The organism is Stenotrophomonas sp. GD04024, from assembly GCF_029837545.1.
GTDB classification, from domain to species: Bacteria; Pseudomonadota; Gammaproteobacteria; order Xanthomonadales; family Xanthomonadaceae; genus Stenotrophomonas; species Stenotrophomonas forensis.
Genome location: NZ_JAOEDV010000006.1, coordinates 88,831 through 100,781, shown reverse-complemented (window position 1 = coordinate 100,781; position 11,951 = coordinate 88,831). Strand labels below are relative to the sequence as shown.

The following is an 11,951-nucleotide window of genomic DNA, read 5'->3' as shown; positions in this document are numbered from 1 at the left end:
GCCCATGGGTCAGCGCAGCCAACTCGGTACCCAGCCGGAAGGCGTCTTGGGGAGATTCGTACTGACGCAGGCGCCAGGCGAACAGGCCGACCGGCGCAACCCGCATGACGCCGCCGCAGCCCTTGCTGTCGTTGCGGGCCGGCTCCCCCAGGGAGTTCATCGCCCGCAGGGCCGATAGGCAGGTGTTGCCCGGTGCGCGACGGCTGTGCAGCTGACGCTGCTGAAACAGCCAGCCAGGCTCATCGGTGCCGAAGTCGATGTCGCATGTCGGGCGTTCGCCTTGGGTTTGCAGCCAGCGCAAATAGGCGTGCGCCGTTACCCCGGAATAGGTCGTGATGCCTTTGAAGCAGCCGCGCACCCAGCCTCGGATCAGGCCCTCGGCGGTGAACAAGGTCATCTGCGTGTCGTCGGTGATCGTCCCAAGACCACCATAAGCCGCTGCATATTGGGTGATTCCCTTCGGGCCGAAGCGACGCAGAATCTCGGCCCGCTTCATGAACTCAACCGGTGCGCCCAGCGCATCGCCGACTGCACCACCTAGCAGGCAGCCCAGAAACCGCCCCTGGGCCGTGCGTTTTAGCTGGCGCTTGCTGCGCCAGGCCGGAGGTGCCGGCGTCTCGGATCGTTCCGCCGCGCCCGCATCGGCAACAGGCTCCTCGTCCTCATTGCCGGACAATGTGTAGTAGACGCCCAACTCTGCGACTACGCGGGCGACGGGTCGGGCGACGAGGTCCAGCTGCTTGCGCCACTCGGGCACATCGGAGCCGTCCCAACTGATGCCCAGGCCTTTCTCCCAGTAGGACAGGTAGGCCTCGCCCCGGTCGGCAGCGTAGTAGTTGCCGTTGCCGGCGGAGCAGTCGAGCGCGTACTCCCAGTTGTTCTCGCGCATGCAGACACCGTGCTCAGGGTGAGGCACTTGCCCCAGCCCGATCAGGTATTCCGCGCTCTTGGCGTCCAACGGGCGAAACACCGCCACCCGCAAGCGTCCGTCGTCCCGAGCGGTGATGGCAGCGATCAGAGCATCGCCACGTTGGATGGTGACCAGTTTGCCGCCGAGGTCCACGGGCTCGACCTCGAGCCACCAGTGGTCCCCGGCCGCTGAAATGACATCGCGGGCATCGTCGGGCGCCAACAGCTCGGCAAGCCGATCCATTGCGGGTTCGACCTGCTGCCATTCGGCCTCCCCATCCCGGCTACGCTGCTGCAGACCGTGCAGCATCACAGCCAGCGGCAGGTCCCCGTTTTCGAGCAGGGCCGACTTCAGATCGGTCGCTGGGACGGGGTACGGGATGTCCGGCAACCCGTACTGCGCCAGCGTCTCTGGCTTGAGGTGAAGCTCTGCGAAATTTTGCATGGCGCCCGTACCGATCCTTTTATCGCTGCGCCGCTTGTGGTTATCACAATACGACGGACACACAAATCAAAATAGAGTCATGGACAGATTCTAGGGCAGGCCATATACTTTCCGCAATAACCCGTACAAGCATTCGCTAACCCGAACGAGCCAGCCAGGATGTCGAACGAACAGCTTGCAGATCTAACCCAGCCACAACGCGACCGGCTCGCGTTTGTGGAGTTGCGCGTGCGCTTCATCGGGGAGATACGCCGCCAGGACTTGGTCACGCGGTTTGGCATCCAGTCCGCCGCCGCATCCAGGGATCTGGCGCTGTACAAGGAGTTAGCCCCGGGCAACATCGATTACGACTCCAAGGGCAAGTCCTACGTCCTGGGGCCGGACTTCCGGCCGGTCTTCGACTTCCCCCCGGAGCGGGTGCTGTCGTGGCTGACCCAGGGCTTTGGCGACGGCGAGCCGATGCGACTCAAGGTGTGGGTGGCTAGCGAAAGCCCCTCACGGCTTACACACCCGGATCTCGATGTGCTGGCCAGCGTGACCCGGGCGATCCATCAGGGGTGTCCGCTCCGCGTCGAGTACTACTCAATATCTAGCGGCTGTACTGAGCGGGAAGTCGTCCCCTTTGCGCTGATCGACAACGGCCTGCGCTGGCATGTCCGCGCCTTTGACCGGAAGTCTCAGGAGTTCCGGGATTTCGTCATCACCCGGATCAAGAACCCTGTCGTGCTCAAGGGGCAGCCAGTTGCAGCCCATGAGATGAGCGATCAAGACATCCAGTGGACGCGGATCGTCGAACTGGAGTTGGTGCCGCACCCGGATCAGCCCCGGCCGGAGATCACCGAAATGGATTACGGCATGCGCGACGGCGTGCTGCGGATGAAGCTGCGCGCTGCCACGGCTGGATACATCCTGCGCAAATGGAGTGTGGACTGCTCCCCGGATCACAGCTTGCGCGGATACGAATTTCGGCTCTGGTTGAGGGACCACCTAGCGCTTTACGGCGTCAAGAATGCGGTGTTAGCGCCGGGCTATGCAGCACCGGGGCGAGAGTTGGATGGAGGTCAGGGTTGATCTCCGCCTACCACGCCAAGTACTACGCCCACGAGCTGACGCGGCGACACGCCGCCGATGGCGTTGATCGCCTCTCCCAATCGCTGTTCGATGCCAGCGTCGATCTGAACCCGCATCAGATCGAGGCGGCGCTGTTCGCACTTCGGAACCCGTTGCAGGAAGGCGTGCTGCTGGCCGACGAGGTTGGGTTGGGCAAAACCATTGAAGCCGCGCTGGTGGTTTGCCAGTACTGGGCTGAGCGCCGTCGTCGGCTGCTAGTCATATGCCCGGCTAGCCTGCGCAAGCAATGGGCGCAGGAGCTGCACGACAAGTTCGCCGTGCCCACTACCGTGGTGGATGCCGTTTCTCTGCGCAAGCAGTCCGCCGGCGACATGCTCGCCACCCTGCAGCGGCAGGTTGGCAAGGCGGTCGTCATCATGTCCTATCAGTTTGCCGCCAAGCTGGAAGCCGAGCTGCGTGCAGTTCCTTGGGATGTAGTGGTCATCGACGAAGCGCACAAGCTGCGCAATGCGCACCGCGCCAGCAACCGCACCGGGCAGGCGCTCAAGCGTGCGCTGCAAGGCCGCAAGAAGCTTCTGCTCACTGCCACGCCGTTGCAGAACTCGCTGATGGAGCTGTACGGCCTGTCGACGCTGATCGACGAACACATGTTCGGCGACGAAGCTGCCTTCCGCAAGCAATTCATGAACAGCGGAACGGGGCTTGACGAACTGCGTGAGCGCCTTGCCAGCTTCGCCAAACGGACACTGCGCCGTGACGTACTGGAGTACATCAAGTACACCGAGCGCAAGGCACTCACCCAGCCATTCAACCCGACTGACGACGAGCAGGCGCTATACGAGCGCATCTCGGCCTTTCTGCAAAAGGAAGACTCCTACGCCCTGCCCAAGCAGCAGCGCCACCTCACGGCACTGATCCTGCGCAAGCTGCTGGCCTCCAGTGCGCCTGCCGTCGCGGCCACGTTGGTCACCATCCGCGAGCGCCTGCAAAACCTGCTGGCGGCAGGCGCGACGGAAGACGACGGCACGGAACTGGTCGAACAGCTCATTGCCGAGGACGACTTGGAGCAGGACTCCCTGGAGGAGGAAGCCGGCGAGGCAGAAGAAAACGCCGAAGTCCCGACGCCTGCGCCAGCGGAAGACGACAAGACGGGCGCTGTAAAAGATGCGCATGCCGTCCGCGCCGCCATCAGCGCCGAGATCGCGGAGCTGACTGCGTTCATCGATGCTGCCCAAGCCCTGCAAACCGACACCAAGGCACAGGCGTTACTCAAGGCGCTCAAACTGGGCTTCGGCAAGATGGCCGAGCTGGGCGCGCCACGCAAAGCCATCATCTTCACGGAATCCCGGCGCACGCAGGAGTACCTGCACCGCTTCCTCTCGGCCAACGGTTACGCAGGCAAGCTGGTGCTGTTCAGTGGCACCAACACCCACGAGGAATCCATCGCCATTTATCAGCGCTGGCTGGAGGAGCACAAAGGCACGGACCGCGTCACCGGCTCGCCGCAGGTGGATCGCCGCACCGCGTTGATCGACCACTTCCGCAAGGACGATGGCACCGGCGCGGAAATCATGATCGCCACCGAAGCGGCTGCCGAAGGCGTCAACCTGCAGTTCTGCGCGCTGATCATCAACTACGACCTGCCGTGGAACCCGCAACGCGTCGAGCAGCGCATTGGCCGCTGCCACCGCTACGGCCAGCGTTTCGATGTGGTGGTCATCAACTTCCTCAACACCCGCAACCAGGCCGACCAGCGCGTGCTGGAACTGCTCACCGAGAAATTCAACCTGTTTTCCGGCGTGTTCGGGGCGAGCGATGAAGTGCTGGGCCGTGTCGAGGGCGGCATCGACTTCGAGAAGCGTGTGCTCCAGATCTACGACACCTGCCGTCAGCCCGAGCGGATCGAAGCCGCCTTCAACGCCCTGCAAGCCGAGCTGGAAGAAGTCATCGCCGACCGCATCAAAGACACCCAATCCCAGCTGCTGGAGAACTTCGACCAGGACGTTCACGACCGCCTCAAACTGCGCCTTCAGGACGCCGAAGCGCGGCTGGACAAGCTGGGGCGCTGGTTCTGGGGTGTCACCTGCTTTGCATTGGACGGCCGCGCGCGCTTCGACGAGCAGTCCTACGCGTTTTCTCTGAGCACGCCGCCAACTGGAATCGCCACAGGTCGCTATCAGCTCATTCGCGGTGCGGCGCAGCCCGACATGCTGGCGCACGCCTACCGCCTCAGCCACCCGCTGGGGGAATGGAGCATTGATGCCAGCCTGAACGCGGCCACGCCCGTCGCCACATTGAAGCTCGACTACGGCAAATACGGCGCACGCATTTCCGTGGTCGAGAACCTGCGCGGCAAGTCCGGCTGGCTGACGCTGGCCCGGCTGGAAGTCACCGCATTCGAGACCACCGAGGCGCTGCTGTTCTCTGGCAGCACTGACGATGGTCAGGTGCTGGATCAGGAAGCCTGCGAAAAGCTGATGGCCATTCCAGCAGCAGGCAAACCCACTCCTTTGAGCACCAATGTGCCCGAGACACTGCTGGCCAACAGCCAGCGCGCAGTCGCTGCCACCATCGCCCAGGTACTGGAAGCCAACCAGCGCCTCTTCAATGAAGAACGGGACAAACTGGAACGCTGGGCCGACGACAAGCTGCTGGCCGCCGAGGAAGCCCTGAAGAACACCAAGGCGCGCATTGCACAGTTGAAGCGTGACGCCCGCAAGGCCGCCACCTTGCAGGAGCAGGACGGCATCCAGCGCGAACTGTCTGAGCTGGAGCGCAAGCAACGCCGTCTGCGGCAGGAGATCTTCGCCGTCGAGGACGAAATCATCGCCAAGCGCGACGAATTGATTGCCTCGCTCCAGCAGCGACTGCAAGAAAAGACATCCAGCGAAACCCTGTTCAGCATCCGCTGGCAGGTATCGTGAAATCAGCATCAGAAATTGCGAGATCAGGGAACGCCATGACCCACGCACACAACCAGAAATTCCAGGAACTCGTCGCCAAGCTGCGCGAGATCTTCCAGATCGACCGCCCGGAACTCGACTTCGGCATCTACCGCATCCTCAATGCGCGCGCGGGCGAGATCAACGACTACCTGCAAAACCGACTGGCCGAGAAGGTCGAGACTGCGCTCAGCAGTGGCAACGAGGCCCAGCGCCAGCAAGTGGCACGTGAGCTGAAGGAAAAAGAAGCCCAGTATCAGGCCGATGGCATTGATCCCGGCACGGTGCCCAAGGTGAAGGAGTTGCGCGAAAAGCTGGCGCAGTACACGGCGGGAGCTTCCGAACATGAAAGCGCCGTGTTTTCGCACCTGCTCACCTTCTTCTCGCGCTATTACGAGCAAGGCGACTTCATCAGCCAGCGCCGCTACAAGGGCGATACCTACGCCATTCCCTATGCGGGCGAGGAGGTGATGCTGTACTGGGCCAACAAGGATCAGTACTACACCAAGAGCGGCGAGAACTTCAGCAATTACCGCTTCAAGCTCGATGATGGCCGCAGCGTGCATTTCCGCCTCTCCGCCGCCGACACCGCCAAGGACAACCGCAAGGACAACGACAAGGAACGCCGCTTCGTGCTGGCGCAGCACAAGACCGTCACCCGCGTGGATGAAAACGGCGACGAATACGAAGAAGACATCCTGCCTGTGGAGGAAATCGCCACGGCCGATGGCCAGACCGAACTGGTGATCCGCTTCGAGTACGCCGCCCAGCCCAAAGGCACCAAGCAGGAGGCGCTGGTCACCAAGGCCGTGGAGACTGTGTTGGCCGATGCGGCGGTGAAGGCCCGCTGGCTGGCCCTGGGCAACCGTGCGCCGACGGAAAAGAATCCGCAGCGTAGCCTGCTGGAAAAGCACCTGACGAACTACACCACCAAGAACACGGCGGATTACTTCATCCACAAGGATCTGGGTGGTTTCCTCCGGCGCGAGCTGGACTTCTATGTCAAGAACGAAGTCATGCACCTGGATGATGTGCAGAACGCCGGCGCGTTTGCGGACATCGAAAAGAACCTGCGCATGATCCAGTGCCTGCGCAGCATCGCGCTGGAGCTGATCACTTTCTTGGCCCAGTTGGAAGACTTCCAGAAGAAGCTGTGGCTGAAAAAGAAGTTCGTTGTCTCCAGTCACTACTGCATCACGCTGGATCGGGTACCGGAAGCGCTGTGGCCGGAAGTGGTAGCGAACGCGCAGCAATGGGCGCGGTGGAAACTGCTGGGCGTTTGGGATGGCGATGCGCCGGGGACGGTGGAGGACTTGAAGGCTGCGCAGTATCGGATGGTGGATACGGCACTATTCAATGACGACTTTAAGCATCGCCTTTTGGCAAATATCGACGATATCGAAACAGGCCTCGGCGGCGTCGTCATCAATGGGGATAACTTCCAGGCGCTCAATTTAGCGAAGTATCGTTACCGGGCGAGCATAGATTTCACCTATATTGATCCACCCTACAACACTGTCCATTCGAAGATCGCGTACAAGAACCAGTTCGAGCACTCAAGCTGGTTGGCTTTGATTTCCAACACGTTGCCATTCACTCGCGATCTTTTCGGAGAAGTTTATTCGTTTGGATTCGCCATTGACGATTACGAATATAACAATGCCTTTCACTGTTTGAAGGGGCATTTCACTGAATGCGATGTCTCGACCATCGTGATCAATCACCATCCACAAGGATCGGGTGGAAGGCTGTCACGGACGCACGAATACTACATCGTCGCCTCTCCAAAAGATGCTCCGCAATACCTTGGTTTTCCGAAAGAGGACGAGACCGAGGACAGGCAGTTCATGCGGAGTGGAACGGCTGACAACAACTACCGCGCGCCGCGTGGCGGGGGAGTTGGTCGTTGGCGTAGCTTCTACGCTCTTCTCGTTGATCCATCTACCAAGAAGGTTGTAGGAGCAGAGCCGCCGCCGCCACTTGGAACCGATTATCCAACCGGGCCAACGGCGGAAGGATTACAAAGAATCTATCCAATCAATACCACGGGTGAGGAGCGCGTTTGGCGGTCATCCTACGAAACCGGCAAGGTGCGTGCAGCAAACGGCGAGTTGATCGTTACTGACCGTGGCGCTGTGAAACAGCTGATCGATCATCAGGACAAGCGGGAGACACTATTCAGTAATTGGATCGGTGCAGACTTCAATGCAGGCACTAATGGCACTAACGTCTTGGATAGTCTCGGGCTCGGTGGAATTTTTGATTACCCGAAGTCAGTCAAAACCCTTGAGCAATCTTTTTGGATGCAGTCATTCGGAAAGGCAAACTTTACTGTTCTCGATTACTTCGCAGGCTCAGGAACAACTGCACATGCAACAATTTCTCTAAATCGCCAGGACAACGAATCGCGCAAGTACGTTCTAGTCGAGCAAGGTGAGTATTTCGAGACCGTTCTCAAGCCAAGAATTCAGAAAGTCGTCTTTTCAGCTGATTGGGCTGGCGGCAAACCGACTTCGTCAGAGGCAGGCATTTCGCATTGCTTCAAAGCAATCAAACTCGAAAGCTACGAAGACACCCTGAACAACCTGCAACTGCGCCGTACGTCCGCGCAGGGCGATCTGCTGAACACTCTGCCGCAGCAGGCCAAGGACGACTACCTACTTAACTATCTGCTGGACGTGGAAAGCCGTGGCTCGCTCCTGTCGGTGGATGACTTCAAAAAGCCCTTCGACTACACGCTCAACGTGGCCGTAGATTCGGCGGGCGCGTTCGAGCCGCGCAAGATCGATCTGGTCGAAACCTTCAATTTCCTGATCGGCCTGCGCGTCAAGCACATCGACGCCCAGCCGCAGCGCGGCTTTGTCACCGTTACCGGCACGCTACCCAGCGGTGAAAGCTGCCTCGTGCTGTGGCGCGATTGCGATGTGCTGGACTACGAAGGCATCAGCAAGCTCTGTGACAAGCTGGCCATCAACCCGGCGGACAACGAGTTCGACGTGGTCTACATCAATGGCGACCACAACATTCCCACCGTGCTGACGCAGACGGCCGAGGAAGGCGGCGCCACCCGCGTGCTCAAGCTGCGCCAGATCGAGCCGGAGTTTCTGGAGCGCATGTTCTCCGTGGAGGACATCTGATGGCACGGCCACGCAAGACCCCTGTCGCTGGTTCGGGCGCAAGCGGCGCAGCCGGTTCCACTCGCGGCGGCAAGAAGCGCAGCTTCCATCGGGAATTGGTGCTCAACCGCTGGGTGCTGGGCTTCTTTCAGGGCGGCACGCTGGCGGCACTCAAGATGCGCTTGGGCGATGACCGCTTTGAGGGAATCGACGAGGACGGCCAGACCAAGTTCTTCCACGAACTGATCCGAGGCTTGTTCGATCCCAACAAGGTGCCCGAGGCCGACCTGCGGCGCTACGACTTGAACGTCGTCGCCCACTGGCAGGCTATCACCGCCCAGCGCAACAAGCTGGAAGGCCACGAACTGCAGATGAAGTACTTCCAGTACCTCTCGCTGCTGTTCACCGAGCTGTATCTGGACTGGTACTTCAACCACCGTCAGGACTTGCTCGACGGCCTGAACGAGGAAATGACGCGCTACCGCGCCGAGACGGGCGCGGAACCGTTCCGCGATTTCGAAGCGGACGACCTCAACAAGATCGCCTTCTGGAATGCCACCGGCAGCGGCAAGACCCTGCTGCTGCACGTCAACATCCGCCAGTACCTGCACTACTTCCAGGCGGGGCGCAGCGATCACTTTCCCGACAAGATCATCCTGCTCACGCCCAACGAAGGCTTGAGCGGTCAGCATCTGGAGGAGCTGCACCTGTCCGGCTTCGGGTTCGCGCAGTTCTTCAACAAGGCCCAGTCACCCGCGCGCGGCACCATCGAAATCATCGACATCAACAAGCTGGGCGACGAGATGGGCGACAAGACCGTCGCCGTGGATGCCTTCGAGGGCAACAACCTGGTGCTGGTGGACGAAGGCCACCGTGGTACGGGCACGGCGGCGGGCGCGTGGATGGCGCGACGCGATGCACTGGTGCGAGGCGGTTTTGCCTTCGAGTACTCGGCCACCTTCGGACAGGCAGTGGCCAAAGGCTTTACGGTGGTGCAGGCCGAAGAAGACATCCAGAAGAAGCGCGCCAAGATGCTGTTCGAGACGACCAGCCTGAAGAAGCTGGACGAAGACCAAAAGGCGCAGTTGGCGCTGACGGAGGAGGACAAGCGCCGTGCGCGTGTTATCGCCACGCGCGAGATCTACGCCAAGTGCATCCTGTTCGATTACTCGTACAAGTTCTTCTATGAGGATGGCTACGGCAAAGAGTCGCTGATCCTCAACATGAATGGCGCCGCCTACGAGCAGGCGGACAACGCGCGCAAGTATTTCATCGCCTGCTTGCTGGCCTATTACCAGCAGCTTTGGCTGTGGAGCACTCACCGCTCGGCGCTTGCCGACTTCAACATCGATAAGCCGCTGTGGGTGTTCGTGGGCAACACCGTGTCAGGTGAGGAGTCGGACATCCTGGAAGTGATGAACTTCCTCGCCGACTTCCTGAACAGCGAAGCGCAGATCAAGCGCTGGCTGACCGACCTGATTGCGGACAAGGCGCAGATTCTGGACGCCAAGGGCAACAACATCTTCAGCGGGCGCTTCACGCCCCTGATGGACTTCGGCGGCCGCGTGGATGAGCTGTACGCCGACATCCTGCTGCGCGTGTTCAATGCCCCGGCCCGCCAGCGCTTGAAACTGGTCAACATCAAGAGCAGCAAGGGTGAGCTGGCGTTGCGGGTGGGCGATGCAGAGCCCTTCGGCCTGATCAACATCGGCGACGATGCGGGCTTTTTCGGCATGGCGGAAAACGCTGAGGCCTTCGACAGCGAGCGTGACGACTTTGGCGGCGCGCTGTTCGGCACGCTGAACAACAAGGACAGCCGCCTCAATGTGCTGATCGGCTCGCGCAAATTCACCGAAGGCTGGAGCAGTTGGCGCGTGTCCACGATGGGTCTGCTGAACATGGGCCAAGGGGAAGGCTCGCAGATCATCCAGTTGTTCGGACGCGGGGTGCGCCTCAAGGGCAAGGGCTTCTCGCTCAAGCGCACCCTGCCGCAAGACAGGCCCAAGGGCGTGCATCTGGACAAGCTGGAGGCGCTGAACATCTTCGGCGTGCGCGCCAGCTACATGGCCGCGTTCAAAGACTACCTGCGCGAGGAAGGCATCACGCCCAGCGATGAAGTGCTGGAACTGGACTTCCCAACGCGGGCCAACCTGCCCAAAGGCAAACTCAAGACCTTGGCGCTGAAGGATGGCTACAAGGACAACCAGAAACTCGGGTTCAAGCGCACGCACTTTCCGTGGCTGTACGAAATACCCGCGCAGTTCCAGGGCAAGATCAAGCCCCCCCATGTGGTACTCGACCTGTACCCGCGTGTCGAAGCGCTGTCCAGCAAGGACAAGGGCACAACCCCCACGACGGAAGCCCGCAACAGGGGCAAGCTGAATCAGACGCTGTTCCCGGCATTCAATTGGGATCGCATCTATCTGGCCTTGCAGGATTACAAGTTGCAGCGCAGCTGGAGCAACCTGCGGCTGGAACAGCAGAAGCTGATCGACTTCTGTGCGGACACGCAGGATTGGTACACGCTGTTCATCCCGGCGGCGGAACTGAACGTGACGACCTTCGCCGACATCCGCAAGCAGGAAGACATCCTGCTTCGACTGCTTACGGACTACACCGACCGCTTCTACAAGGCCCTGAAGACGGGCTACGAAGGCCAGTTCTACGACATCACCCACATCGATGAAGATCACGGGTCGATGCTCAAGCTGTACCAGTTCGAGATCGAGAACAGCGACGACGGTCTGGAGTATCAAGCGAAGCTGGAAGTGCTGAAGAAGCTGGTGGCGGACGGCAAGATCGGCGAGGCCAGCAAATGGAACGCACCACACATGGTCGCCATCAGCTTCGACCGCCACTTGTACTACCCACTGCTGGCATTGGAGGACAAGGATGCAGTGCCGCTGAAACTGCGTCCGCTGGCTTTTGACGCGCCGAGCGAATGGGAGTTTGTCCGCGATTTGGAGGCGTTCTACAACTCAAGCGAGGGCAAGGAAGCGATTGGCCCGCGCAGTCTGTACCTGCTGCGCAATGCGGATCGCGAAGAGAAGGGCCTGGGCTTCGCGTTAGCAGGCAACTTCTATCCGGACTTCCTGCTGTGGTTGGTGGACGATGCCAGCGGCAAGCAGTGGCTGACCTTTGTTGATCCGAAGGGGTTGCGCAATCTCGACCTGTCGCACCCCAAGCTGGGGCTCTACAAGGAAGTGAAGACGCTTGAAACTACGTTGGCATCGCAGGCCAAGGCGGGCGAAGCGCCGCTGGTCTTGAATGCCTTCGTACTGTCACCGACGAAATTCGCCGACCTGCTCAACGTCGGCGACCCAACAAAGAAGGCCGATCTGGAAAGCCGCAACGTGTTGTTCATGGAAGATGGTGCCAGCGCCTACCTGAAGAAGTTGTTCCGGGTGCTGGTCTGAGCGATTCGCTAGTTTCCAGCTTTGGCATTGAAGAACTTAGAGAAGACGAGAT

5 protein-coding genes are annotated in these 11,951 nt (G+C 60.4%); 4 read left to right on the top strand and 1 reads right to left on the bottom strand.

The genetic code is table 11. The annotated features are described in order from the left end of the window. Positions 1–1,354 (bottom strand): ADP-ribosylglycohydrolase family protein (locus N7590_RS03620; protein ID WP_279935164.1); only part of this gene is annotated, 1,354 nt, incomplete at its 3' end. 159 nt (positions 1,355–1,513) lie between these two features. On the opposite strand from N7590_RS03620, the gene N7590_RS03615 reads away from it, so the two are divergent. The 4 genes from N7590_RS03615 to N7590_RS03600 are packed head-to-tail and all read left to right on the top strand — an operon-like array spanning position 1,514 to position 11,899. Continuing rightward, positions 1,514–2,425, top strand: coding sequence for a WYL domain-containing protein (locus tag N7590_RS03615; RefSeq protein WP_088024713.1), 912 nt, complete (start codon positions 1,514–1,516; stop codon positions 2,423–2,425). Then, a complete protein-coding gene (locus N7590_RS03610) occupies positions 2,422–5,349 on the top strand; it encodes an SNF2-related protein (protein WP_088024715.1) in 2,928 nt (975 codons plus the stop codon). Before N7590_RS03615 ends, N7590_RS03610 begins: the two co-directional genes overlap by 4 nt. 35 nt (positions 5,350–5,384) lie before the next feature. Beyond that, entirely contained in the window at positions 5,385–8,504 is a 3,120-nt protein-coding gene (locus N7590_RS03605; RefSeq protein WP_197650560.1) for a DNA methyltransferase, read from the top strand. Continuing rightward, positions 8,504–11,899 carry a DEAD/DEAH box helicase family protein gene (locus tag N7590_RS03600; protein ID WP_088024719.1) on the top strand — a complete coding sequence of 1,132 codons (3,396 nt, stop codon included), beginning with the start codon at positions 8,504–8,506 and terminating at the stop codon, positions 11,897–11,899. The genes N7590_RS03605 and N7590_RS03600 overlap by 1 nt, the downstream gene beginning before the upstream one ends. Positions 11,900–11,951: the final 52 nt, after the last annotated feature.